Annotated in this window: 22 protein-coding genes; 10 read left to right on the plus strand and 12 right to left on the minus strand. The window is 53.9% G+C overall.

Annotation, left to right across the window (positions count from 1 at the left end):
• Positions 1–8 precede the first annotated feature (8 nt).
• Genes GN112_RS19500 through GN112_RS19510 form a run of 3 tightly spaced genes read right to left on the minus strand, consistent with a single transcriptional unit; the run spans position 9 to position 3,314 of the window.
• Complete coding sequence (locus tag GN112_RS19500; protein ID WP_155311748.1) at positions 9–1,475, minus strand: arylsulfatase B; 1,467 nt, start codon at positions 1,473–1,475, stop codon at positions 9–11.
• A gap of 38 nt (positions 1,476–1,513) precedes the next feature.
• Positions 1,514–2,989: a DUF1254 domain-containing protein gene (locus GN112_RS19505; protein ID WP_162459027.1), complete on the minus strand. Its 1,476-nt coding sequence runs from the start codon at positions 2,987–2,989 to the stop codon at positions 1,514–1,516.
• 31 nt (positions 2,990–3,020) lie between these two features.
• On the minus strand, positions 3,021–3,314 hold the full coding sequence (locus GN112_RS19510) for a putative quinol monooxygenase (protein ID WP_155311750.1): 294 nt from the start codon (positions 3,312–3,314) through the stop codon (positions 3,021–3,023).
• Between the two features lie 249 nt (positions 3,315–3,563).
• Here GN112_RS19510 and GN112_RS19515 point away from each other — a divergent pair, with 249 nt between their 5' ends.
• Entirely contained in the window at positions 3,564–3,755 is a 192-nt protein-coding gene (locus GN112_RS19515; protein ID WP_155311751.1) for a hypothetical protein, read from the plus strand.
• Between the two features lie 24 nt (positions 3,756–3,779).
• Here GN112_RS19515 and GN112_RS19520 read toward each other — a convergent pair whose 3' ends face one another.
• A complete protein-coding gene (locus GN112_RS19520; protein ID WP_231717248.1) occupies positions 3,780–5,639 on the minus strand; it encodes a sigma 54-interacting transcriptional regulator in 1,860 nt (619 codons plus the stop codon).
• 2 nt (positions 5,640–5,641) lie between these two features.
• On the minus strand, positions 5,642–6,736 hold the full coding sequence (locus tag GN112_RS33655) for a VOC family protein (protein ID WP_162459029.1): 1,095 nt from the start codon (positions 6,734–6,736) through the stop codon (positions 5,642–5,644).
• Between the two features lie 171 nt (positions 6,737–6,907).
• Here GN112_RS33655 and GN112_RS19525 point away from each other — a divergent pair, with 171 nt between their 5' ends.
• Positions 6,908–7,390, plus strand: coding sequence for an IS110 family transposase (locus tag GN112_RS19525; RefSeq protein ID WP_155311753.1), 483 nt, complete (start codon positions 6,908–6,910; stop codon positions 7,388–7,390).
• A gap of 122 nt (positions 7,391–7,512) precedes the next feature.
• Here GN112_RS19525 and qmoC read toward each other — a convergent pair whose 3' ends face one another.
• From qmoC to aprB, 5 genes are all read right to left on the minus strand, one after another.
• A complete protein-coding gene (gene qmoC, locus GN112_RS19530) occupies positions 7,513–8,661 on the minus strand; it encodes a quinone-interacting membrane-bound oxidoreductase complex subunit QmoC (RefSeq protein ID WP_155311754.1) in 1,149 nt (382 codons plus the stop codon).
• A gap of 75 nt (positions 8,662–8,736) precedes the next feature.
• A complete protein-coding gene (locus tag GN112_RS19535) occupies positions 8,737–11,073 on the minus strand; it encodes an FAD-dependent oxidoreductase (RefSeq protein WP_155311755.1) in 2,337 nt (778 codons plus the stop codon).
• A 10-nt stretch (positions 11,074–11,083) separates the two neighbouring features.
• Positions 11,084–12,361, minus strand: a complete 1,278-nt coding sequence (locus tag GN112_RS19540; protein WP_155311756.1) for a CoB--CoM heterodisulfide reductase iron-sulfur subunit A family protein — start codon at positions 12,359–12,361, stop codon at positions 11,084–11,086.
• Between the two features lie 300 nt (positions 12,362–12,661).
• Positions 12,662–14,641 (minus strand): adenylyl-sulfate reductase subunit alpha, encoded by a 1,980-nt coding sequence (aprA, locus tag GN112_RS19545; RefSeq protein ID WP_155311757.1) that lies wholly within the window; start codon positions 14,639–14,641, stop codon positions 12,662–12,664.
• Between the two features lie 64 nt (positions 14,642–14,705).
• Positions 14,706–15,137 (minus strand): adenylyl-sulfate reductase subunit beta, encoded by a 432-nt coding sequence (gene aprB / locus GN112_RS19550; RefSeq protein WP_155311758.1) that lies wholly within the window; start codon positions 15,135–15,137, stop codon positions 14,706–14,708.
• A 624-nt stretch (positions 15,138–15,761) separates the two neighbouring features.
• On the opposite strand from aprB, the gene GN112_RS19555 reads away from it, so the two are divergent.
• On the plus strand, positions 15,762–16,508 hold the full coding sequence (locus GN112_RS19555) for a YkgJ family cysteine cluster protein (protein ID WP_155311759.1): 747 nt from the start codon (positions 15,762–15,764) through the stop codon (positions 16,506–16,508).
• Positions 16,505–17,320, plus strand: coding sequence for an SDR family NAD(P)-dependent oxidoreductase (locus GN112_RS19560; protein ID WP_155311760.1), 816 nt, complete (start codon positions 16,505–16,507; stop codon positions 17,318–17,320). Before GN112_RS19555 ends, GN112_RS19560 begins: the two co-directional genes overlap by 4 nt.
• Positions 17,321–17,374: 54 nt before the next feature.
• Here the strand turns inward: GN112_RS19560 and GN112_RS19565 are convergent, their stop codons facing one another.
• Positions 17,375–18,283 carry a hypothetical protein gene (locus GN112_RS19565; protein WP_155311761.1) on the minus strand — a complete coding sequence of 303 codons (909 nt, stop codon included), beginning with the start codon at positions 18,281–18,283 and terminating at the stop codon, positions 17,375–17,377.
• 330 nt (positions 18,284–18,613) lie between these two features.
• Between GN112_RS19565 and GN112_RS19570 the strand changes: the two genes are divergently transcribed.
• Entirely contained in the window at positions 18,614–19,495 is an 882-nt protein-coding gene (locus GN112_RS19570) for a DHH family phosphoesterase (protein ID WP_155311762.1), read from the plus strand.
• A 92-nt stretch (positions 19,496–19,587) separates the two neighbouring features.
• Here GN112_RS19570 and GN112_RS19575 read toward each other — a convergent pair whose 3' ends face one another.
• Positions 19,588–20,376, minus strand: coding sequence for a sugar phosphate isomerase/epimerase family protein (locus GN112_RS19575; RefSeq protein ID WP_231717072.1), 789 nt, complete (start codon positions 20,374–20,376; stop codon positions 19,588–19,590).
• 356 nt (positions 20,377–20,732) lie between these two features.
• Here GN112_RS19575 and GN112_RS19580 point away from each other — a divergent pair, with 356 nt between their 5' ends.
• From GN112_RS19580 to GN112_RS19600, 5 genes are all read left to right on the plus strand, one after another.
• Positions 20,733–21,047 carry a hypothetical protein gene (locus GN112_RS19580; RefSeq protein WP_155311764.1) on the plus strand — a complete coding sequence of 105 codons (315 nt, stop codon included), beginning with the start codon at positions 20,733–20,735 and terminating at the stop codon, positions 21,045–21,047.
• A gap of 33 nt (positions 21,048–21,080) precedes the next feature.
• On the plus strand, positions 21,081–21,773 hold the full coding sequence (locus GN112_RS19585; RefSeq protein WP_155311765.1) for an aspartate/glutamate racemase family protein: 693 nt from the start codon (positions 21,081–21,083) through the stop codon (positions 21,771–21,773).
• An 84-nt stretch (positions 21,774–21,857) separates the two neighbouring features.
• The gene (locus GN112_RS19590) at positions 21,858–22,295 is read left to right on the plus strand and encodes an aldo/keto reductase (protein ID WP_197743357.1); all 438 of its coding nucleotides are present in this window, start codon (positions 21,858–21,860) and stop codon (positions 22,293–22,295) included.
• A 243-nt stretch (positions 22,296–22,538) separates the two neighbouring features.
• On the plus strand, positions 22,539–23,117 hold the full coding sequence (locus tag GN112_RS19595; RefSeq protein WP_155311766.1) for a restriction endonuclease subunit S: 579 nt from the start codon (positions 22,539–22,541) through the stop codon (positions 23,115–23,117).
• 35 nt (positions 23,118–23,152) lie between these two features.
• A complete protein-coding gene (locus GN112_RS19600) occupies positions 23,153–24,709 on the plus strand; it encodes a type I restriction-modification system subunit M (RefSeq protein WP_155311767.1) in 1,557 nt (518 codons plus the stop codon).
• The last annotated feature ends 90 nt before the right edge of the window (positions 24,710–24,799 follow it).

Raw genomic sequence — 24,799 nt, forward strand, 5'->3', positions numbered from 1 at the left:
ATGGACGATTAATTCCGGCTGGGCAGCGCCGGTTTTTCGCCGGGCTCCCCTGCGTCCTCATTACCTTCAAAGACGTGTTCTATGCTTTTAAAATCATCTTGAATAAAGGGCATATATGACTGGAGAAACAGGGAGCCTTTGGACTGTTTTGCATAATTGTTCAGCAATTTTTCCAGCGCTTTGACCTTGTCCGGATACTGTTCGGCAAGGTTATGGGATTCACCGATGTCCTCGGCCAGATTGTATAATTCCACGCTTGAGGGTAGGGCGGCATTTTTGATCAGCTTCCAATTGCCCTTGCGTACGGCCCCCCGGTGGAATTCGGCATTGAGAAGCACCTCATTGCGCGGACTTGGTTTACCCTCTGCAATGGCCGGCCAAATGTCCTTGCCGTCAATTGTTTTATCTGCGGGCATTTTCCCGCCGGCCAGTTTGACCAGGGTGGGCATGATGTCCACAACATGGAAAATACCTTCTGTGGTGCCGGGATGGATATGTTTTGGCCAGTTAATGAAGGATGCACTGCGGACACCACCTTCATAGAGCCCGCCCTTTGAGCCCCGGAAGGGGGTATTTGTTGCCGGTGCCGGTTTTTCGCCTTTTCCCTTGGCCATGGCGGGGTCGTACTCCGCTATGCCGCCGTTGTCGGCCAGGAAAAGAACAATGGTATTATCCCGCACCCCTTTTTTCTCAAGGGCTTTGAGCACTTCGGCAACGGAATCATCCATGGCAGCGGCCATGGCTGCATAGATACGACGGGTCTCGTCCTTGATATGGGCAAAGCGGTCAATATATTTTTGGGGGGCCTGGTACGGGGCATGGACAGCCAGGTGGGCCATATAAAGAAAGAACGGCTTATCCGCAGGCTGTTCGTCGATCAGGCGAACGGCATCTTCCGTGATCAGGGTGGTAAAATATCCGTCTTCTTTAAGGTGTTCACCGTTTCGCTGCCAATCAATGACCCCCACCCGCTCTTTGGTATAAAAGTCAACCTCGCCGAGTGAGCAGCCATAAAAGTAGTCAAACCCCCGGTTCTGTGGCCAATATTTTTCATCGGCGTGTCCCAGATGCCATTTGCCGACAGCATAGGTATGGTAACCGGCCGCCTTAAGGGCATCGGCCAGGGTGGTTTCCTCGGTGTTGAGCCCGTATTTCTGGCCGGGGGTAATGACAAAGGTCTGTAACCCATATCTCATGGGGTAGCGCCCGGTCATGAGCGCGGCACGCGTGGGGGTGCAAAAGGGTTGGGAGTATAGGGACTTGAAGTGCATGCCCTGGGAGGCAAGGGTATCAAGATTCGGGGTCTTCATATCTTTTGCATTGTTAAAGCCAACATCTGAATAGCCCAGGTCATCGGCCACGATAATGACGATGTTGGGCTTTTTTGTGGATGAAACGGCGGCACCGACCGTTGCTGCTGCCAACAGAATAACCGGGATGCAGATTGCTACCCTGAATACCTTTTGTATTTTCATTTTTACCTCCTGCATGAATTTGGGGACTTGTGTTGAATTTATTTTGAGATCGCTTTCACTTCCGGCGGCGTCCATTTGCCGGAGACGACATCGCTTTCCGGCATGTAGAGCCGCAAGACAAGGTAAAACGGACCGGCAGGTGCCGGAAGCCAGTTGGTTTCACCTTGCGTCGGCTCTTTGTGTTGAATCTGGATTTCTATTGACTTGTCTGTTTTGACAGCAAGGCCCTCGGTTCGATCGCCGATGGAATATCGATTCATCGAATTTTCGACAAGGGATCCATCGGAAGCGTTGTACATGGAAAGTGACCAGAAGGCCTTGGCTGGCGGTGGTGCCGGAAAGTGAAGGGAATATTTGGCAACGCCGTTGAATGGTTTCCCGTCACTGGCTGTCCTCGCTACATAATACATCGCCTCTTCCGGGACATTTGCGCCCATATACCATTTTGCAACTGCGGCGCGGAAAAGAAAGTCGTTCCCGAAAACGCCCGCCGAGGTATTAAAAAACCATCCGTTGACAGATATCCCCCGGTACGCAGCCGCGCCATCAATCATCAACTCAGCAGCGGAAGCCGCACGAGACAGCCCCATGATCGTCGGCGCGTCCAAGCTCTTAAAATCAAATCCACGCTCACGGGTGAGCCCGATATTTTTGAATTGATCGACAAATGCCCGTTCCTCGTTTCGGATTGGAGTCATTCTCATCGCTTTTCCGAGCTCATCAAAAAACATCAGCGAGTCTGGAACGTCTCCTTTCGAATTAAAAGCCGTTTGCGCAACGCGTATTTTGCTGGAATCCCAGTCTGGATCTGGAGAGCGTTCAAGCTTGTCATATTTGCTCAACGGAATCAGCGAATAGCTATCCTGAATATTGCGTGCCTTTTTGAGATCGCCTTTTCCGTAGACAACAGTCCGCCCCCAGATAACCGCCAAATTGGTCGGCGAGTCAATTCTTGTCAATTTTTCGGGAAGCTCGCCTTTCCAATCGGGGCCGACAATCACATACGCTCCCGCATTGGTACCTGTTTCTCTTGTGCCAATGTGAGCAAATACATCCTGATAAGCGCTCAATAAAGGCAGTACATAATACCTGTCCTTAATGGCTGGGACACCGATAACAATTGGCTCTGCCGTCAAGTCTAGAAACGCATGGGAATAGAGAGTATCGTTGTTTGGCGTTGGGATCGTCTTGTATTCCGCATCCCGCAAGTCGCGGACATGTCCGAATTGATTAATTGCGGTTTGGGGAACGCCGGGGGACGCCTTCAAGACCCGTCCCCTTTGCAGCCTTTCCGTATCCACAAGAGAATACCCCCAGATATAGGCAGAGACACCATAGTGGAAGGCCGTTTCTTCCTTTGCCCGAAGAATGGTGAGCGTGTTATCGTTGATCAATTGTTTCTTGGGTGGTGGTGCCGAAAATGCTGCAACGGGAATCGACTGGCAGAACAATGCACAACAGAATGCGAGCAGTGCAATTGAACGGATCAGCCGTGTGTAAAAAAAATGCTTCATAAACGATTTCTCCCTGGGGTATGGGTTGATATTATGGCGATTTAAATTGTTTCTCATTAATTTCAATGGTATACGTTCCGGACAGCACCTGAAATGCCCCTTTCAGCGCGCTGAATAGTTCCGACTGCATATGGGTATCGAGCCGTTTTCTGGATGACCACTTCTCTATAAAGCGGATGTTGTTTTTTTCCGTGATGCCACGATGGCATTTAAAACTGATGCAACCTTCCAGTTCTTGAATCTGTTTGCCCATTGAATTCAGCGTGTTGAGCAGTTCTCTAAAACCTTCCGAGCGGACCCTGGTGTTGAAGGTGAGAACGATCATGTATCCCCTAAAAGATTGAGATGAATCATGGTAGAGGGTATTATCAACAAATATGCCGACTTTTTCGTAGACGTCAGTTTTTTGTAACTACTTGTATTTTTATGGATATCTGACATGAGCCGGATGGGGCGGGCAAGAAGCGTCTATGGAAGGGCACCGTCAAATATGATGGGGGCCGACATATATCACGGTGCCTTTCTCTGTTTTTTACTCTTTTCGGGGTGACGATATTTCTTCGGGAAAGGGTATATGCTGCAATATGCTGTCGCTGAAATTCCGTTTTCTGATTCTGCCGAACGCAGAGCGTTAATCGGGCTTATAGGGATAGGAAAAGGCTGTGAGGCGATTTCTGTCAAAGCTTATACCAGCCTGGAACGATCCGCATTGCCAGTCATGTACGTTTCAGGTCTTGGATGTTTAGGATCGGCCCATCATATTTGATGGGAGGCCCCATTTCCGGCAGCCTTAACGCTGGGGGCGCTTGATCCCCAATTTACGCATTCGCCCCCGGAGGGTTCCCGGATTGAGATCGAGACGCCTTGCCGCACCTTTATTGCCTTCGATCTGCCAGCCGCAGGCTTCAAGTGCCCGAACAATATGTCGATTCTCCATTTCCGCCATTGTCGGGAATTGTTTGTCGGCGTTATCGCGTCTGAAATCGGGGAGATCGGCAGTCCTTAACACGTCGTCACGGCTGACAATGATCGCCGCTTCAATCAGATTGGACAGCTCTCGAATGTTGCCGGGCCAGTGGTAGGCCATTAACGCGTTCATGGTTTTCTTCGGGATCTTTGTTATCGTTTTTCCATGCTTTCTGTTGAATTTTGCAACGAACGATTCCACCAGCAGGGGAATGTCGTCTCGGCGGTCCTTCAACGGCGGTACCGTCAGGGTAAAAACATTCAGCCGAAACCACAGGTCCTCGCGAAAACGTCCTTTTGCGACCTCTTCCTGTAAGTTACGATTCGTTGCCGCAATAATTCTGACATCGGTGCGAAGTGTTTTCGAAGATCCGAGCCGCTCGAACTCACCATACTCCAGCACCCGTAGAAACTTGCTTTGAAGCCCTGGTTCCAGCTCTCCGATTTCATCGAGGAAAATGGTGGAACCGTTTGCAATTTCAAAACGGCCTTTCCTGGACTGATGGGCACCGCTGAATGCGCCTTTTTCGTGTCCGAAAAGCTCGCTTTCAATCAACTCGGCGGGCAGCGCAGAACAGTCGACTTTCACCATGGGCCGGGAACTGCGGGCGCTGTTCTTATGGATGGCTCTCGCCACCAGTTCCTTGCCGGTGCCGGATTGTCCGAGAATAAGCGTCGTGGCATCCGTCGGGGCAACGTCGCCGATCTTGTATAGTACATACTTCAAAGGATCGCTGCGGCCGATTATTTCCTCAAAATTTTGTTCGTGATTGATCTGCTCCCTGAGTTGAATATTATCCTTTTCGAGTTGCTCTTTAAGCTTACGGATCTGGCTTAAAGCGATGCTCAGCGCTTCATTTTTCGCCTGCAATTCGTGTGTCCGTGCTTCAACGAGCTCCTCCAGATGATCCCGGTATTTCTCAAGCTCACGCTGGGCCTGTTTCAGCTCGCTGATATCGCGTATCGTGCCGACAAAACCGATGGATTCACCGGCACGGCCTTTTATAATGCTGGCCATCATATAGGTGGCAAACAGCGTTCCGTCTTTTTTGGTATGTTCACTCTCGCCGCGATGGCAGCCTTTTTCGAGAACCGTGTTGAAAAAAGGGATGACATTTTCCCGCAACTGTTTTTCAGGATGAAATGAATACAGGTTCTTTCCGACCATTTCCTCGACGCGGTAACCGTGAATTTGCGCCCAGGCCGGATTGACAAACTGATTTTCTCCTTCCATGTTCGCCACAGCGATCCCATCGATGGAATGATTGAGCGCCCGTTCCAGAATCAGCAGCCGCAACTCTCTTTGCTTATCCTCCGTGATGTCACGGTAATGCTGGAAGACCCGTGTAATCCGGCCGTTTCCGTCGACGATGGGATAGGCGGTGACCAAAAACCAGCTGTCGATTTCACTGAAATATTTTTCAACCGTTGAAATTTGCCGGGTTCGATAGGCTTCATGTAGCGCACAACAACTGCACGGTGTGCCCAAGCCAAACACGTCATGGCATCTCTTTCCGATCACCTCTTCGGGCTTCTTGGCGATGAATCCGTACCCTGATGCGTTATAGCGTATGATTCTGAAATGGCCGTCCATTATGCCGACCGGTTCCAGAATTTGATCAAACAGCGCTTCGCAATCCGCCCGCCTGACCATAACCCCACAATTGGACATGGCTCCTGGCATGCTCACAGGCGTCGCCCATCTCTCGGTCGGGGTCGTCCGATTCCGCCGGGGGGCTTGGGGAGGGGTGGTTTTGGCGGTCGTATGCCTGGTGGTTTGGGTTTGCCCGGCTTGTCCGCTGGGGGGACGACAATGACCGTGTCGCCGCCACATCCCCAGCAGGGATGAGGATCATGGAAGCCATGGTAATAGGTGTAAGAAACATGACCACTCACGCGGCCGGTGCCGTCGTTTGCGCAACCCGCGAGGGCGCCAACCCCGGCGATCAACGCCGCATGGTTCGTTTCCGGGGCTTCGCCCACGCCGATCAGGACACGGCCGCCGAGCGTCTCGGCCTGCCGGGCGGTATCCGTCGGGTCGGCAACACGAATCACCGGCACCCAGCGCCGTTCCAGCCCCTTGTTGAATACCTCTCGAATACCGGCGCGCCACATGCCATAGGATTTCAGAATCCAGTAGCCATCCCTTTGCTCAATGTCTGAAAACCCGGCGAGGCCACGATAGAAATCCAGCGAATCATGCGGGTCGTCGGACCACTGCTCATCCCATAACCAACCGTTGAGCGGCATCGCGGTATCGACGGATTCGTTTGGGACGGATTCGAGCAACACGAGTTGGGCATCATGGAGATCCCGCACCAGCGCGCCATTGCCCCGGTCCCCCATTTTCATGGGGCCTTCGTGGACCTGCCCGCCATGGGTCCGGGTATGGGCCATGGCGCGCGCCAGGTCGGCCACCGCTAACGAAAGAACCCATCGGGCGGCCGCCATGCTGCCTTTCGCCGTGGGTACCGCGGCGATTCCGGCGATCTCCCGGCCGTCCAGGAGAACGACGTCATACCGTCCATGGGAACGGAACCGCCACCCGAAAAGGGCACCGTAAAAGGCCCTCGCCTGGGCCGCGTCCCTCACGAGCAGTTCGTGCCAGACGAAGGTGCCCGGAGAAACATGCGCAACGCCGGTTTCAGGGGCCACCGGTGCGTTGATGCTGCAGCCGCAGATCGTTAAAACAGATGCCGAGACCAAAATGAGCGCTGCCCAAAAGCGCCTGAAACGGTTGCCATAGCGGTGGTTTCGGCAGGGTGATGATGTTGGGTGCATAATTTCGCCTTTTCGATGGTGTTGCCGGAAATGGTCGCAAAGTAAGACAATATGGTTGAACGTTAGCCGGACACGCCGGAAATAGAATGGCCTGCCAAACCTTGAAAACGTGGGTTATAGTAAGCATTCACAGAAACCCTAACTACAGAGCCAAAATTAAAGCGGCAGGCCGTGAGCAAGATAGTAAAATATGTTGGTTTGGGTTTCCAGAAAGATTCAATTACTATCGCCATCGCCGATGAAGGCCGTGACGGAAATGTCCGGTTGCATGGCAAAATTCATAACGACCTGGGGCAGCATGATAACGTCATGAGCAAGCTGATTTCAGAAAACACCGAATTGCGATGTGCTTATGAAGCCGGTCCTTGCGGGTACACAATTTACCGGCATCTAAAGCGCCAGGGGATCGATTGCGTCGTTGGGGCACTGGCGCTGATCCCAAAAAAAGCGGGAGATCAGGTGAAAAATGATCGCCGCGATGCGACCAACCTGGCGAAGCTCCACCATTCCGGCGATCTGACACCGGTCTATGTTCCGGATGAAACCAATGAAGCCCTGCAGGATTTGGTTCAGACCCGCAAAGATATCTCCATGACCCTGCGCAAGGCCAAACAACAGATCATTGCGTTTGTGCTGCGCCAAGGGCTCAGTTAACCGGGCAAGACAAAATGGAGCAAAGCCCATTTAAATTGGCTGAACGAGCTGAAAATGCAGGGAAAACAAAAAAGGGGGGCACCCTCATGCCCCCCTTTCACCCCATATACTACCCTTAATTTTTATTTGCGACCGCTGTACTCCTGGTAGGCCATGGCCACCGTCCGGTAGACGATGTGGGCCAGCTTGGAGAAGGGCGTATATGCAAACAGGCACCAGATAAACATCAGGTGCAGAAAGTACACGATGGCTGACAGGCCGTACATCCCGCCCAGGCGCAACATCTGGGTCAGCATGCCGGAGAGGCCCAGGGCCAGCACCAGACCGACCAGGTACCAATCCCAGTAACTGGAAATCTGATCTTTTTTGCTCAGGCGATTTTTCAGCAGCAGGATGCCGCCGATGACCAGGGCGATGCCGCTGACATTACCCAGCCATTTGACCGGGTTGATCTGCTGATAGGGGCCTTCAATGTGGAAAACCCACTCAGCCGCGAAAAAGCAGTTGGTGACAATAAACAATCCGATGAAGCTGAACAGCACCATCATGTGCGCCGTGGAGCGCTCTTTGTTCTCACCGCACTCGTTGAATTTGTCGTGCCGCGCGATGGTGGGCACGATTTTGATCAGGGCCTGGATGAAGCCGGCCGGATCGATCTTCTCCTTGTCGGTCTTGCCTTCCAGAAGGGCATTTTTATGCATGTCGACGATGAAGCGCTTCAAGCCCAGAGCAAAAACCGCTACTGCCCCGAAGAAGGTGGGAATCATGATGATGTCTACCAGGTAGTTGCCGATGTAATCGGCCTGCCACAGATGATCGCCGGAAGGGGCGAAGTTGAGCCAGTCAACGCCGACCATCTTCAGCAGCAGCCCCAGAACCAGAAAAATCGCTGCCGGAATGGCCAGCAGGATGGGCAATTTTTTGGGATCGCTGACCATTTTGGCCACGGCCTTGGGGGTGGCGTACTCAATCACCGTGGCCGCGCGCACGGCCGCCAGCACGTCACCGGGCTGGGCGCCGCGGGGGCACAGGGTGGAGCAGTCACCACAATTGTGGCACAGCCACACGTCACCGTTGCCGATCAAGCGGTCCTTCAGGCCCCAGGATGTGGCAATCATCTCTTTACGGGGAAACGGTTTGGTATCCGGAGAGATCGGGCAGGCCACCGCACAGGTGGCACACTGAAAGCACTTTTTGACATCGGCGCCGCCCAATCTGCTCACTTCTTCAATAAAACTCACATCAGGTTCGACCAGATATGAATCCGCCATTGGTAACCTCCTCACTTGGACAAAATCGGTGGGAAAGGCGGCAGGCTGGCCGCCTTTCCATGGGTTCGTTTATTGTTAGAAGCCCTTGAACGGGTTGGGACCGAGCGCCTCGATGGATTCCACGAAATCGTTGATGATCTGGGGGACCTTGTCGTAGTCGTCGATGGCCACTTCGAACTGGGCCACACGTTCGTTTTCCAGGGCCAGGCTGGCCAGGGCGTCACCGATCTTCTTCATCCGGATGTCGGCGAGTTCGGAACCCTTGACAAAGTGACACTGGTAGTCGTCCCCGTGTTTGCAACCGAGCAGGAAGACACCGTCCATGCCCTGGGAAAGCGCATCCTTGATCCAGATGACGTTCATGGAGCCCAGACAACGGATCGGAATGATGCGCACATCCGCCGAGTAGCCTGAGCGGTTGAGGCCGGCCATATCCAGTGCCGGATAGGCGTCGTTCTCGCAGACCAGGCCCAGGATCCGCAACGGTGGCTCTGAGTAATCATCTTCGGACGGCACCTGGATGGATTTGACCATGGAGCCGATGCTGTCGATGTTGTAATCGGCAAAGCCGATGATGCGCTCGGGACAGGCCCCCATGCAGGTACCGCAACGGCGGCAGCGCGTGGGATTGGGTTTCGGGGTTCCTTTTTCGTCATCGTCCAGGGCGCCGAAGGGGCACTCTTCCGTACACCGCTTGCACTGGGTGCAGCGTTGAAAAAAGAAATCCGGAAAAGTCATGTCGCCCGAACGTGGATGCACGGACACACCGCGGTTGACCGATTCGAGGCACTGGACCGCTTTGAGGGCGGCACCGGAAGCGTCTTCCATGGCTTCTTCCATGGTCATGGAGCGGCGAATGGCGCCGGCGGCGTAAATGCCGGTCCGCTGGGTTTCGTAGGGGAAACAGATAAAGTTGGAGTCCACGTAGCTGTTGAACAGCCCGATGTCCCGGAAGCCGGGGCCCTGACGGTAGGCCAGGTTGACCACCGGATCGTCCTTGGTCACGGGAACCATGCCGGCACCGAGGACCACCAAATCGGCCTTGACCTGCAGCTTTTCGCCGAGCAGGGTGTTTTCGGCATCCACGATCATGCCGTCGCCGTTCTTGGCCACGCTCATCACGGCGCCCTTGGTCATGAAGATTCCCGGATCCTGCTGCAGTCCCTTATAAAACAGTTCGGAAAATCCGGGGGTGCGCATATGCTGATAAAAGATGAACGCCTTGCCATCGCTGTAATCTTCGCGGACATACTTGGCCTGCTTCAGGGAGACCATGCTGGTCACCGCACCGGCATAGGCGAAGTCGCTGTCCGAATCGTTCTTGCCCGGGCTTTGGACGAAGACGACCGATTTGGCCGCTTTGCCATCGGACGGACGCACGATCTTGCCGGCCTTGGCGATCTCTTCAAACTGGGTGTTGGTAATTACATCCGGAATTTCGCCGTATCCCAGGTGGCTGAAATCGCCATCCTTGAGATCGTCCGGACGCCACCCGGCGGCCAGGATCACGGCACCAAACATCTCACCATCGGCGTCGAACTGGAGGATGTCATTTCTGCCTTCGTTGTATTTCAGGTAGGCTTCGTGCTGTTTCTCGACATCCAGCTCCTTGCCGGCTTCATCGACCTTCATTTCGTCGGGCAGCGGGTAGGGAACGTCAAAGGGGATCTTCTCACCCGGCTTTTTCATCGTGACCGTAAACTCGCCCGGCTGTCCGGCGATGCGGGCCACCACGGTGCCGGTTTTCACGGTAATGTTGGGCATGGCCTCGACCTCAGCGATCTTGGCCTGAACCACCGGCGGAATCAGGGCGTCGTAAGGCGCGGAGACCGGGATCTGTTTTCTCACCTTGGCCGCATACCCACCCAGGCTGTCGGTCTTCTCGACAATGGTCACATCGTAACCGATCTTGGCCGCATCGATGGCCGCACTCATGCCGGTGATACCGCCGCCCAAAACTAGAATTTTCTTGGATACATTGTCCAGCAGGTAAGGCTCGGGCAGCTTGATTTTTTCGACCCGGATCATGCCCATGCGGATATAATCCTCGGCCATCATCTGGACGCGATCGTAATTGTCCTCATCTTCCTTCTCTTCTTCGGTCAGCGCGGGGAACTCACTGCGCGGATGTGACCAGGCCACGCCCTCACGCAGGTTGACGCGGTCGACAATGCAGCCGTCGAAACGAAAAATGTCAAAATTCACCCGGCGGGAACAGGCACATAGAACCAGGGTATTGGTCCCGTCGGCAATGTCCTTTTTCAAAAGATCGACGCCATCCTTACCGCACAGGAAAGGATGGGTTTTGACAGGCACACCCTCTTCTTCGGGAACCCCGCACAGGGCCTTTACATCGAGGGCCTCCCCGATGCCACAACCTTCGCAGATATAAACACCATACTTTTTGTCCATGGGTTACCTCCTACCTTTTCACCAGGGTTTGAATGGCTTTCAGGGCCATGCCGGTCGCATTCTGGTTGGATGAAATCACGTCTGCCGGCTTGTTGGCGCAGCCGGCAGCAAACATGCCGCCCTTGGCATAGTCGTTGACGATGAAGCCATCATCGTTGACATTCAAGTCGGCGGGCAGTTTGGTGTTGGCGGCGGTGGGCTGCATGCCCGTGGCCAGAACGGCCATCTCCACCGTCTGGTGGATCTTCTCCCCGGTGACCGCATTTTCGGCAACCACGGTAATATTCTTGGTGTTCGGATCTTCACTGACCTCGGCAACCTTGCCTTTGATCAGGATAACATTCTCGTCTTCCTTGATTTTGTTGTAGAACTTTTCGTATCGGTCACCCGGTGAACGGATATCGATGTAGAAAATGTATACCTTGGTATCCGGGTATTGCTCACGGATGTAGGTGGCGTGCTTCAAGGATGCCATACAGCAGATGTATGAACAGTAGGGCAGGTGATTTTCGTCACGGGAGCCGGCACACTGAACAAAGGCCACGCTCTCCGGAGCCTTGTCGTCCGAGGGCCGCACGATCTTGCCCTTGGTGGGACCGGAATTAGACGCCAGGCGCTCGAGCATCATGTTGGTGATAATGTTGTCGTACTGGCCAAAGCCCAGATTGTCGATGCGGTGGGCATCGTAGGGCTCCCAACCGGTGGCCCAGACGACGGCGCCCACGGCCAGGTCAACGGTCTTGGCCTGCATCTCCAGGTCCACCGCATCATACTTACAGGCTTCTTTGATTTTGGTGGCGTCATCGGTCCCGATGATTTGCGGGGAAATGACATATCTGGAAGGGAAGGCCATGGCAAAAGGCAGATAGGCCGCCTTGGTCTTGCACATGCCAAGGTTGTACTCATCGGAAACTTCAGTCTGGCACGCCTCGGCGCAGGCGCCGCAACCGGTGCAGTTCTCATTCACGTAGCGGGGATTGAGCTTTACGCTGACCGTGTAGTTACCCGGCGCGCCATCCACTTTTTCGACTTCCGCCAGGGTGAAGACCTTGATTCGGGGATTGTCCTTGATCCGCCGAAAGTTGATTTCGAGACCGCAGGTCGGAGGGCATAGCTTGGGAAAGTATTGATTCAGCTGTGCAACTCTTCCGCCCAGATAAGGATTTTTTTCGACCAGAAACACTTCATACCCCACTTCAGCGGCCTCAAGGGCCGTGGTCAGACCGGCAATACCGCCGCCAACCACCATAATGCTTCCACTCGCAGGGGCTGCTTTGTCGTTTGTCATGCTATCCCTCCGTGCATCAACGTTTCTAAAATGTCATCGATATAATTGCAGATCAAAACTGCCTCGGTTTCGGGTAATACCCTTTTATTGAAACTGGAAACGGGGAGCTGGAAACCGCTCAGCGGGCAAATCCGGATCTCCAGGTACCGGTTTCGGGTTCCAATCAGGTGAGCGCAGGATGGTCCCAGATGGGTACTACCCGAAAAACACGCTCGCTTTTCGGTAATAAAAACCTCCAGGTGCCGTAAAAGGCACCTGGAGGTGAGCGGCTATTCGACTAAAACAACCGTCGACATTCGATTAGTCCGGGATGATTTTGATGTAAGGAACCTTCTTGACATCCCATTCCTTCTTTTCGGGATCGAACTTGGAGTTGACGAAGCAGAACCAGTTCTCGTCATCCTGTCCCGGATAGTCACTCTGATAGTAGAAGCCCGGGTAGCGGGTTTCTTTACGGTACTGGATGTGGCGCAGGTGAGATTCAACGGTCCAGATGCGGTGTTCAATTTCCCAGCATCTCATCAGCTCATGCAGGTCGCCGGCAGCCAGCTTATCGCAGTCTTCGCGCATGGTGGCAAGCAGATCCATGACGATTTCCAGGCACTTGCTGGTGGTCTGATAGAAGGTGGCGGTTCCCGCACCATACTCATGGGTGGCCTTCATCAGGCGGTACATCATCCCGTTGGGTTTTACGTAGTTGGGGTTGATGTCGATGGCGGTGGTGTATTCGCAGTTGTCCAGGAAGGTACGGATCGGTTTGTAAACCAGGTCGACCAGTTCTTCCTTGGACTGCTTCAGGGTCGGGGTGAAATCAGCAAAATCGGTTGCGTAGCGCACCATCTGCTTGGCGGCGATACGACCCTCGGCATGGGAACCGGAGGAGAACTTATGACCGGAGCCGCCCACGCCGTCGCCAGCGGTGAACAGACCTTCAACGGTGGTCATCTGTTTGTAGACCTTGCCGTTGCGGGCTTTGATTTTGTAATCATCCGGGACCCAGTCATAGTCGGGGCCGGAGGTCCACAGCCCGCAGCAGCCGGAGTGAGAACCCAGCAGGTAAGGCTCGGTGGGCATAACTTCGGAGTTTTTCTTCTCCGGCTCACAATCCTGAGCACACCACAGGTTGGCCTGACCACAGGTCATATCCAGGAAGTCTTCCCAAGCTTCGGACTCGAGGTGCTTGAGCTCCTTCTTGTCCATGGTTTTGCCGAGTTCGGCCAGCGCGGTGACGGTGTCCATCATGATCGGGCCGCGGCCTTCCTTCATCTCGAACAGCATCAGGTGGTTACGCAGACAGGTCGGGGTGATGGCGGCGGTGCCGTAGGGAGCGTATTTTTCCAGCTCAGCCTTGGCGGCATCGCTACCGGCAAAGGCTTCGCCCAGACCGTTAAGGGTTTTGGCCTTGAACAGCAGGAACCAGGCGCCGACCGGGCCGTAACCGTCTTTAAAACGGGCCGGGGTGAAACGGTTTTCCATCATGGTCAGCTCAGCACCGACCTTCATGGCCATGGTGTAGGTGGAACCAGCGTTCCATACCGGATACCAGGCGCGGCCTTTACCTTCACCGACCGAACGGGGCTGATAGATGTTCACAGCGCCGCCGCAGGCAACCATCATGGTTTTGCATTTGATGATGTAGACGAGATTCTCACGGACGGAGAAACCAACTGCGCCGGCGATCTGATTCGGCACGGTGGCGTCGAGGAGCAGTTCAACGATGAAGCAGCGCTCAATGATGTTGTCTTCGCCCAGAGCCAGTTTGGCGGCTTCGGCGACGATACGCTTGTAGGACTCACCGTTGATCATGATCTGCCATTTACCGGTACGGACCGGCTGTGCACCAGATTTCAGGGTGCCCATTTTCTGACCTTTTTTACCGTCCATGTTCTTGCCGGCTTCATCTTTTTTCCAAACGGGGAGTCCCCATTCTTCAAACAGGTAGACAGAGTCGTCAACATAGCAACCCAGATCGAAGATCAGGTCTTCGCGGACCAGACCCATCAGGTCGTTACGCACCATGCGAACATAGTCTTCCTTGGCATTGTCGCCGACAAAGGTATTAATGGCGGACAGACCCTGGGCAACGGCACCGGAACGCTCCATGGCAGCCTTGTCGCACAGCAGAACGGTTTGGTCGTCTTTCATCCATTTTTTGACTTCAAATGCGGTACCGCAGGCAGCCATACCACCGCCAACGATGAGGACATCGACTTCTTTCTCGACAACTTCGGGATCCCGTACAGCCTTGAGTTCACCCACAGGTTTATTAGGTAATGCCATATTTCATCCTCCTGTAGAAAGTCAGATTCTTAAAGGTTGTTTTCCAGCAATCAATGAACCGATCTTACATCTGCGGGGTCGGAATGGTGACGCCGTCAGCTTCTTGGGTGGACAGCAGACCGCTTTCGAGGTCCTTGCCCTTAAGATCGGCATAGGCATTGGCCTGGCCTTCGGGGGTGGTCCGGATGGGGAACTTGAAGCGTTTGATAAGGCCATTTCTGAACTTACAGGTCCACATGACGTCCTCGGTGCCCATCATGGGCATAATGGAGCTTCCCAGCGGTACGAAATCGGCATAGCCTCGCACTTCGATGGCCTGGGTGGGGCAGATCTTTACGCAGGAAAAGCATTCCCAGCACTGATCCGGTTCCTGGTTGTAGGCTTTCATGGCATTGGGATCCAGGACCATCAGGTCGTTGGGACAAATGTACATGCAAGCGGTCTTATCGCCACCCTTGCAGCCGTCACATTTTTCCTGAATTACAAAACTTGGCATTTATAATACCTCCTAGGTTAGTTAAAAGATTTTCACTCAACCAACTTCCGAAACTAAAGGTAAAAACCTCCCGTTCGTCGCACCTCCCTTCCATAAAATGGCGTCCGAATGGTTTCGATTCGGACAGTTACACCCGCTTTATTATAAAATCCCCCATACTCTGTTAACAAAAACACGTATTACGGACTTGATTCAATGCACTCCGGCATTGGCTGATTCGATAGATAATTGTATAAAATCGGGAAGATAGTATTAGCGTAACACAAGGTAAGATCAATACCATCCGGCATATTCATTGTCAAGAATTTTCATCAGCCTAAAATGCCAAAAGATGCAGTGACTTACATTCAGGAACGGGTTTTTCTACATATCGATGGCCCCATATGAACCGGCACAATATGTGGTAGAAAAAAATTTTAAATCCTTTAATTGAGATTTGGCATTCATCTGTTCGAAAACAAGAGTCGCCGATAAGGCCATTAACCGGGGCCCCATTCAAATGCGGTTATCCTGTGGTTCCCGGATCCCTGAGCGATGACGATGCAATTTGCGGTTGACTTGGTCGATCAGCGTGTTACCACTGCTCTCAATCATCAACCTTTGTGACCCGTTGGGAAACCCGCCATGCGCGATCCTGTTTTTCCACTGAGCAAGCACCAGACGTTCCGTTTCCGCTGCTCTCCCGAGGTGGCCTGTTTCAACGCCTGCTGCCGGGATTTGCAGCAGGTATTGACCCCCTATGACATTCTTTGCCTGAAGCAATATACAGAGATGTCATCCTCCGAGTTTCTCAAACGCTATACCGAGGCAAGTACCGGCCCGGGAACGGGGCTGCCGGTGGTCAGCCTGCGCTTCGCCGATGCGGCCGATCTGGCCTGCCCGTTTGTCAGTGATGCCGGCTGCTGGGTCTATCCGGCCAGGCCCGCCTCTTGCCGGACCTATCCCCTGGCCCGAGGAGTCTCCTATAACCGGGAGACGGGCAAACGGGTCGAGCACTGGGCGCTGATCCGGGAACCCCATTGCCGCGGTTTTGACAGCGGTCCGGAACAAACCATTGACCGGTGGGTCGAGGGTCAGCAGATTGCCGAGCATAACCGCATGAATGACCGCATGCTGTCTCTGATCAGCGACAAAAACCGTTTCCGCCCGGGCCCGCTGAAGCCCTCCGAAAGCCAATTGGTCTATACCGCCTTATACGACTTGGATGTTTTTCGCGAAACGCTCTTCACCACCGGAAAACCCGTAAAAAACCTTGGCGGCATCAAAAATATGGACCAGGCCCGCAGCGACGATTCGGCATTGCTGACCGTGGCCATGGCCTGGGTCAGGGAGAATGTGTTTACCCTTTCACAGGAAAACGACGCCCGATGACAAAGTCCCCAAAAGTCGCCCTGGTGCTCGGTGCGGTCAAGGGAATCGGCAAAGCCATCGCCCTGGATCTGCTGCAACACGGCATCCGCGTGGCCGCCACCTGGTTTGACTGGCCGGAGAGTCAGGCCGCCATGCAGGCCGATTTCGCCGACACCGGTACAGAACACCTGATTCAACGCATCGACCTTCTCAACCCCCATGCCATCGACGGCCTGTTGGAACCGGTCATCGACCGTTTCGGTCGGCTGGATATTCTTGTCAACAACATCGAACGCGGCGGATGGCCGGTGGTTCACGGTCGTTACATCCCCGAGCAGTGGGATCTGGAACTGGCCACCACCCTGCGGGCCAAAAGGTGGGTTTTCGAGGCTGCCCTGCCCCACCTGAAAGCATCCGGGGATGGTTCGGTGGTTAATATCTCTTCCATTGCCGGTATGGTTGGCCGCAGCGGTCCGGCCAGCGTCCTGTTCAACGAGGGGTACGCTGCCGCCAACCGTGGCATCTCGCTGCTCACGGAAACCTGGGCCCGCCTGGGTGCCCCCGAAGTGCGGGTCAACGAACTGATGATCGGCGTGGTGGAGACGCGCCACGGGCCGCAAACCCGCGGGTGGGGTCTGTTAACGGCGGCACAGCAGCAGGCCATCGTGGATCACACCCTGCTTGCCAGAATCGGCCGCATCGACGATGTGGTCCGTGCCGTCCGTTTTCTTTTGGACGACGCACCGTTCATGACCGGCAGCGTGCTGCGTCTGGACGGCGGTTATCCGCTGGGCGGGGAGGCGGTTGCGCCCATGCCCGACGGCGTGGTCTGAATCTTTTTTTGCGAATCCGTCAACGGCTGACACGGCCGGCAACACTCGGGCCGATCAGTTATAGCGGGCGCGTACCTTGTTGACAACGTTTCCGCGACGCAGCCGGTTGCGCGGGTCGCCACCGCCATTTTTCAAGATCCGTTTCAGATAGGCGTGCTGGTCATCGATCGCCGTCCGATATAAGTCCGCATCAATGTGCCAGCGTGACCGGAAGTGATGGATCATGAAACGGTCCGACGCATCCAGCTGGTTTTTCATGCGGTCCGAGATCTGAATGAAAAAATCCCTGGATCGCTTCAGAAGGTCCAACTCGTCGCAATAATCGTTCAGGCAAGCCTCGTCCAGCTCATAGAAAAGAAAAAGCAGCTTCTCTAAATAGGTGCGGTCGGCCATCTGGGCCAGGACATCGGCCGTGGCCAGCATTTTGCCGAGACGGGCGGAAGCCGGGTCCGGAAAGGGGATGCCGGCAGGGGTGCAGCTCAGATCCGTACAGTGGATCATCGCCATACAGGCATTGATCTCAGAGGACTGCAGACCAAAAACGCGGTGATACCGCTGGAGAAAATCCATGCTCCGCCTGACGTGGCTGAGGGTGAATTTGGCCCCGGTTCCCAATGTGTCATCACAGTTCTGCAGATACCCCGAATCGTGCAGCAGGGCCGCCACCGCGGCCTGATGAACCTGCCGCGGGGTAATGCACAGCCCGTTCTCCACCGCGCCGTGCATCAGCCGAACCATCGCCAGAAAACAGTCGGTGACATGTTTCAGGTCATGGTAATCGGTATTGCAACCTTTGATATCCGGCCACGCGCCCCGGTACAGGGACACGGTCTGGTCAAATGCGGATCGGATGACAGGCAGATCCGCAGCCGCAGAAAAACAGGCAATCGTGGCCACGGCTTCCTCCAAAACCGCCTTTGGGGAGTCCATCTGAACCAGATTCGCCAGCTGGATTTCAGTCATACCCGGTTTGTCCCTCCTTTGTGTTGCGCGATGCCGTGCCCCCTGTAACGCGAACCGGAGCACCTCCGCCGAACCCGAACCGACCAACGGCTATGGCACTTTTTTTGTCTGGCATGGATCCGGGCAAACTTCAAGCTGAATCGCGATGCCGAAGCCTGTCGGAACCACCGGCTATTGCGGTTAACCTTGATTATTGGTACATTCCTTACTTATCACCCCAGCGGAAAGATGCAAATCTCCCCTGCGGTTTCGGTCAGCGGCGGCACAGGCAAAACTGTTCGTCCCGACCCTATGGAATAGCAAGAGACGACCGATTAAAGGACGGATCTGATGAGAGTGGTGACAAGACCCGATTTTGATGGTGTGGTATGTGCCATCCTGTTGATGGACGCATTGAACATTACCCCACCGGTGCACTGGACGCAGCCCAGTGACATGCAACGCGGCCAGGTGGTCATCCGGGCGGGCGATGTCATCGCCAACCTCCCTTACCACGAAAACTGCAGCCTGTGGTTCGACCACCACTATTCCAATCAGCCGGACAAACCGATCCCGGGCGCCTTTAAGCTTGCTCCGTCGGCCGCCGGTATCGTTTACGATACCTATCGCGATCGATTGAAACGCGATTACCGGGAACTGGTCCACCAGACCGACCGGATCGATTCGGCCGACCTGACCCTGGATGAAATTCTGCACCCGGAAAAGTACCCGTTCGTTCTGCTGTCCATGACCATCTCCAATGACCCCAAGGAAAAAGATTACTGGGAACACCTGATCGCCCTGATGCGTCGCCATCCAATGGATCAGGTGATGAACGACCAGCAGGTCAGACGGCGTTGCGGGGAGGTGGTGGCGGCCAATGTCACCTATGAAAAGGCCCTCAAGGCGAACACCACTCTGGTCGACCATGTTTCCATTACCGATTTCCGGGATCTGGATCCAGTGCCCAATGGGAACCGCTTTCTCATCTATTCCCTTTTCCCCGAATGTACCGTTAATGTCAAAATCGTCCATGACGGCAACGATATCACCAGCATCAAAGTCGGACACAGTATCCTGAACCGCGGCTGTCAGGTCAATGTGGGAAAAATGTTGGCCGGCTTTGAAGGCGGAGGACATCGCGGCGCCGGCGCCTGCCGTTTCGCGCGTTCCAGGGCCGACGATTACCTGTCCCGGATTGTATCGATTCTGAAAGCGAACCAGCCCGTTTAAGATATAGCATTCAAGATAATGTTTTTGGGCGGCGTTATCGGTCGTCGCGGTATGGGTTATACAGCTTCCTCCCTCTGGCCTTACCAAAAACATTATCTTGAATGCTCTAGAAAGAGGGCTTTCATGCGCTCGCGGCTGTCCACCAGCATTTGGCGGTTTTCGTCGAAGATCTCCAGAGTCATTGTGCCGTCGTATTCTGCGGCCTTGAGATGGGTTACCAGATCGGCAAACCGGACGGTTCCCAGCCCGACGGCCAGGTGATCGTCGACCCGACCGCGGTTATCGCTGACATGGACGTGATCGATCCTGGAACCAAAACGCTGTACCAGGGTTTTCAGGCGTTTTCCCCGCGCATCGTCAATGTTGGCATGACCGGTATCCAGAGTCATTCTCAGGGAAGGAAAGGTACTGAAAATCTCATCGAAATCGTCCGCCTCGACTCCGATCCGGTAGCGGGGGAACATGTTTTCCAGACAGATCGACATCCCCAGGCGTTCGGCCGCGGTCACCATGGTTGACAAAAAATCAAACAGGTACCCTTTGACCGTATCCATGACAAACGCGCCCATGCCGCCGGCCATGCTGGGGTGCAGAACAACTTTGGCAGCCTCCAGGTCAGCGGCCACGGCCAGGGATTGATGCATTTCCTGCACCGATGCCCGCCGAATGCTTTCAGTCAGGTCAGCGGTGCTCACGAAGGTCGGTAGATGGCAGACCAGCCCGAGTCCGTTTTCCTCCAGCGCCTGGGAGATCGCCTTGCGCGCCCCTGCCAGGACGCTGTGATGGGCCATGGGGGGATCCATGGCCAGTTCCAGATAATCGAACCCCATCCGGGCAAACGTGTCAATTTCCGTCAACACCGGTGTAACCGGAAAATTCATGGCGCCATAGCGCATAGCCACCTCTCTTAATACTGGTTTTCAGATTGGCTCACCGGCAGCCGGATAACGAATTCAGCTCCCTGGGGCTGAAATTTCTCACCGTAATACTGCCGTTGTGTTTTTCGATAATGCGATGGCAGATGGACAGCCCCATCCCCATTTTCGGGCTTGATCTTAAATTCGCCCATCTACTACACGGTGGCATAATAAGATGAGATAGTGCGGAACATTTTACGCTCGATCTGATACAAGAAAATAAGGATGCTGCAACTTACTTATTTTAAAGGGAAAAAACCAGATCGAGCCATGAATACAACATACAACGAATCTTTGAGTGCGGCAAGTGGAAAAGAATCATGGAAACGAGTCGATACCGATTAATGACATCGGCGCATGTATCGTTTACAAAAGCCGGGATTGCCAGCATCCGTAATATTAGCGATTTTCTGGAAAGATCCGGACTTTCTCCATTCGTTGCGTCATCTTTTTCGGCTCAGCGCAATGTGTCTGAACAATTAGATAAAAAGATCATAGAATTCGCGGAAAAGGAAGAAGAAAGGATGAGGGGAGTAGAGTGGGCAAACGTAAGTGGATACAGTTTTGGGCAACCGTTGAAACGCGGCATGTCCCATAGGGAAAATGTCAACTGTCAACATCCAAATGACAAATGAAGGATGGAATCGATTAGATTCAGGAGGAGTGCCATGAAAACCATTGGATTGTTAGGCGGAATGAGCTGGGAGAGCACCCTGACCTATTACCGGGCCGTCAACGAGGGCGTGAAAAACCGTCTCGGCGGCCTCCATTCGGCAAAGATCGTCCTTTACAGCGTCGATTTCGATCCCATCGAACGGTTGCAACACCAGGGTGATTGGGATGGGACGGCCGATATTTTATCGGACGCGGCCCGGTGCATCGAAGCCGGCGGTGCCGATTTTATGCTGATCTGTACCAACACCATGCACAAGGTGGCCGACCGGGTGGCTGCCGCCGTCAACATCCCCCTGTTGCATATTGCCGATGCCACCGGGGAGGCCCTGCGAAATGCAGGAATCCAACGCGTCGGATTGCTGGGCACGGCCTTTACTATGGAGCAGGATTTCTACAAAGGCCGGCTGATGAAGAAATACGGGCTGGACGTTTTGATTCCCGACGAGAATGATCGCCTGCAGGTGCACGACGTGATCTACCAAGAGCTGTGCCTGGGCGTCATCAAGCCGGAATCCAGGCAGGCGTATGTCGGTGTTGTCGACCGCCTGGCCCAAAACGGTGCCGAGGCGGTGATCCTGGGCTGCACCGAGATCGGGCTGCTGATCAACCAGGCCGATACACCGGTGCCCCTTTACGATACGACCGTCATTCATGCCGGGAAGGCGGTGGAACTGGCGTTTTCCTGAGTTGATCGCAGGAATGAGCAAGAATTAAATTCTTTTGTGTGTTTCATCTCCATGAACCGTTCCTATTAAATCGAGCAGGAGATCGTGCCTGTTTTGGAGGACCAGAACCTGGGTCTGATGGTCTGGAGCCCTTTGGCCGGCGGTCTCCTGTCCGGCAAATACGACCGGGATGGCCGCGGTCCGGATGGCGCCCGACGGGTTGATTTCGATTTCCCGCCGGTGAATAAGGACCGCGCCTTCGACGTGGTGGGCGTGATGCGGGAAATTGCCCGGGACAAGGTTGCCTCCGTGGCCCAGATTGCCCTGAGCTGGCTGCTGCACCAACCGGTGGTCACCAGCGTCATCATCGGCGCCAAAACCCCGGAACAACTGGCCGAAAACCTCGCTGCGCCGGAGGTAACGCTCACCGATGATGAATTGGCACGTCTCAAATCGGTCAGCGAACTGCCGGCCGAGTATCCCGGCTGGATGCTTGAGCGACAGGCCGCATACCGGTTTCTGGAACCGCTGGCGGACGCGTAAGCAAAAGAATCCAGCCTTCAGATTCCATTCCTCGATGATTTTCCCTGTAGGGGCAGGTAACGCCTGCCCTTTTTCATTTTCCCACGAACCATTTTTATCCGTCTGTGCTGATAATTTCTACGATTTGATACAAAGTTAATTCTGCAGAAATAACGTTACAGTAAAAATATATTGACAATAATAAATATAAACGTTAAATGAATGCTGTAACGGCATTTCAGAGTAATAAACTGGTTTTGTACTATGAGAGCTAAGCTTAAAGAAATTGCATCAATCCAAATGGGATATTCATTCCGATCCCGGTTGGATTTCATGAATAAAGGCCTCACGGCTGTCATTCAAATGAAGGATCTAACAGATGATAATGTTGTTGACTGTCGTGATTTGATTCAGATCGATATGGACTCTTTAAAAGATCGCCATTTGGCAAGATTAGGCGACATCGTTTTTCGTTCGCGGGGTCTGGTGACAACCGCTGTGTTGCTATCCGAAGATCCGGGCCAGGCAGTCATTGCCGCACCGTTAATTAAAATTCGCGTCGATGAAAAAGCAATTTTGCCGGATTATTTGGTTTGGTACATCAACCAACCCCTCGCCCAGGCGTATTTTACCAGCCGGGCAAAAGGTACCACCCAGAAAATGATCAGCAAACAGACACTGGAAAATGTCGAGATAAGTGTGCCGTCGCTCGACCGTCAGCAGGCGATTGTGGACATCGCTGCGTTAGCAGACAAGGAGCAGGTGCTGTTAGAAAAAATTGCCGTGCGACGCAACCATTACGTTTTGACAAAACTGATGCAATTTGTGGAAAAAGCATCGTGAATGTAACGATTTCTCCAAGGGTATGAAGGTTAGCGATGAACGAAAAAGTCGATCAAAAAGATATCAACAACGCAGCCTGGTCAGTCTGCGACACATTTCGTGGCGTGATGGATGCGGCCGGATACAAGGATTATATTCTGGTGATGCTCTTCGTAAAATATATTTCCGATGTTTGGAAAGATCACTATGAAAAGTACCGTCAACAATACGGTGATGATGATGAGCGTATCCGGCGCAAACTGGAGCGCGAGCGGTTCGTGCTGCCCATGGCTGAACTGAAGGACCCGGATACGGGTGAAATCGAAGACCGCTTTCTGGCCGATTTCTACAGCCTATACGAGCGGCGCAATGCCACCAATATCGGAGAGCTGATCAACATCGCCCTGGACGCCATCGAGGAGGCCAACAAAGTCAAGCTCGAAGGGGTTTTCCGTAACATCGATTTCAATAGCGAAGCCAATTTGGGCAAAACCAAGGACCGCAATCGGCGTTTAAAACTGATGCTAGAGGATTTTCGCAAACCCCAGTTGGACATGCGGCCCAGCCGGGTTTCCGAGGATGTCATCGGCAATACCTATATCTACTTGATCGAACGCTTTGCATCGGATGCCGGTAAAAAGGCCGGTGAATTCTACACCCCCCATAAAGTATCGGAGCTGGTCGCCAAGCTGGCCGGGCCGAGACCGGGAAACCGAATTTGTGACCCCGCCTGCGGTTCGGGTGGCTTGCTCATCGAGGCGGCCCGTGAGGTGGGAGATGGGAATTACGCTCTTTTCGGCATGGAGGTCAATGGGAGCACCTGGGCTCTGGCGCGCATGAACATGTTTCTGCACAAAGCCGACAGCGCCCGGATTGAGTGGTGTAACACCCTCACCTCGCCGACCCTCGTGGAAAACGACCGTTTGATGAAATTCGATATCGTGGTGGCCAATCCGCCATTTTCGCTTAAAAAATGGGGGGCGGAAACGGCTGAGAACGATCGTTACAATCGCTTCTGGCGCGGTGTGCCGCCCAAATCCAAGGGTGATTGGGCGTTTATCAGCCATATGGTGGAAGCGGCATTGGAAAAGGAGGGGCGTGTCTCGGTCGTGGTGCCCCATGGCGTTCTGTTTCGAGGCGCCGCCGAGGGTCGCATCCGTCGCCATATGATTGAGGAGAACCTGCTTGACGCCGTGATCGGTTTGCCAGGCAACCTCTTTCCCACCACCTCCATCCCCGTGGCGATCCTGGTGTTTGATCGCAGCAGGGAAAAAGGCGGCCTCAACCAGGATCGCACGGATGTGCTTTTTGTGGACGCCAGCCGTGAGTTCTCGTCCGGCAAAAACCAGAATGCCCTGTCCGATGAGCACATCGAAAAAATTCTGGCCACGGTCAAAGGCCGCAAGGATGTGGATAAATATGCCCATCTGGCCGGTTTCGACGAAATCGAGGAAAACGACTTCAATCTCAATATCCCCCGCTATGTGGATACCTTCGAAGAGGAGGAGGAAATCGATATCGATGCCGTTCAGCGGGAGATCGATGCCTTGGAAAAGGAGCTGGCCGAGATTCGGTTGGAAATGGCCGAGAAGCTTAAGGAGATTGAGCGATGAGGAGTAACGTATTTCAGGCTAACCATTTTCCTGACCTCACGAAAATGGTCTGAACCATATTGCCAACGTCAGCAAAATGGTCAGATGGAA

Source organism: Desulfosarcina ovata subsp. ovata, assembly GCF_009689005.1.
In the GTDB taxonomy this organism is placed as follows: domain Bacteria; phylum Desulfobacterota; class Desulfobacteria; order Desulfobacterales; family Desulfosarcinaceae; genus Desulfosarcina; species Desulfosarcina ovata.

Excerpts from the sequence above, each read along its gene's own strand:
- GN112_RS19500 (WP_155311748.1), bottom strand. The coding sequence starts at position 1,475 with ATGAAAATACAAAAGGTATTCAGGGTAGCAATCTGCATCCCGGTTATT.
- GN112_RS19505 (WP_162459027.1), bottom strand. The coding sequence starts at position 2,989 with ATGAAGCATTTTTTTTACACACGGCTGATCCGTTCAATTGCACTGCTC.
- GN112_RS19510 (WP_155311750.1), bottom strand. The coding sequence starts at position 3,314 with ATGATCGTTCTCACCTTCAACACCAGGGTCCGCTCGGAAGGTTTTAGA.
- GN112_RS19515 (WP_155311751.1), top strand. The coding sequence starts at position 3,564 with ATGCTGCAATATGCTGTCGCTGAAATTCCGTTTTCTGATTCTGCCGAA.
- GN112_RS19520 (WP_231717248.1), bottom strand. The coding sequence starts at position 5,639 with ATGCCAGGAGCCATGTCCAATTGTGGGGTTATGGTCAGGCGGGCGGAT.
- GN112_RS33655 (WP_162459029.1), bottom strand. The coding sequence starts at position 6,736 with ATGCACCCAACATCATCACCCTGCCGAAACCACCGCTATGGCAACCGT.
- qmoC (WP_155311754.1), bottom strand. The coding sequence starts at position 8,661 with ATGGCGGATTCATATCTGGTCGAACCTGATGTGAGTTTTATTGAAGAA.
- GN112_RS19535 (WP_155311755.1), bottom strand. The coding sequence starts at position 11,073 with ATGGACAAAAAGTATGGTGTTTATATCTGCGAAGGTTGTGGCATCGGG.
- GN112_RS19540 (WP_155311756.1), bottom strand. The coding sequence starts at position 12,361 with ATGACAAACGACAAAGCAGCCCCTGCGAGTGGAAGCATTATGGTGGTT.
- aprA (WP_155311757.1), bottom strand. The coding sequence starts at position 14,641 with ATGGCATTACCTAATAAACCTGTGGGTGAACTCAAGGCTGTACGGGAT.
- aprB (WP_155311758.1), bottom strand. The coding sequence starts at position 15,137 with ATGCCAAGTTTTGTAATTCAGGAAAAATGTGACGGCTGCAAGGGTGGC.
- GN112_RS19555 (WP_155311759.1), top strand. The coding sequence starts at position 15,762 with ATGCGCGATCCTGTTTTTCCACTGAGCAAGCACCAGACGTTCCGTTTC.
- GN112_RS19560 (WP_155311760.1), top strand. The coding sequence starts at position 16,505 with ATGACAAAGTCCCCAAAAGTCGCCCTGGTGCTCGGTGCGGTCAAGGGA.
- GN112_RS19565 (WP_155311761.1), bottom strand. The coding sequence starts at position 18,283 with ATGACTGAAATCCAGCTGGCGAATCTGGTTCAGATGGACTCCCCAAAG.
- GN112_RS19570 (WP_155311762.1), top strand. The coding sequence starts at position 18,614 with ATGAGAGTGGTGACAAGACCCGATTTTGATGGTGTGGTATGTGCCATC.
- GN112_RS19575 (WP_231717072.1), bottom strand. The coding sequence starts at position 20,376 with ATGAATTTTCCGGTTACACCGGTGTTGACGGAAATTGACACGTTTGCC.
- GN112_RS19580 (WP_155311764.1), top strand. The coding sequence starts at position 20,733 with ATGGAAACGAGTCGATACCGATTAATGACATCGGCGCATGTATCGTTT.
- GN112_RS19585 (WP_155311765.1), top strand. The coding sequence starts at position 21,081 with ATGAAAACCATTGGATTGTTAGGCGGAATGAGCTGGGAGAGCACCCTG.
- GN112_RS19595 (WP_155311766.1), top strand. The coding sequence starts at position 22,539 with ATGAGAGCTAAGCTTAAAGAAATTGCATCAATCCAAATGGGATATTCA.
- GN112_RS19600 (WP_155311767.1), top strand. The coding sequence starts at position 23,153 with ATGAACGAAAAAGTCGATCAAAAAGATATCAACAACGCAGCCTGGTCA.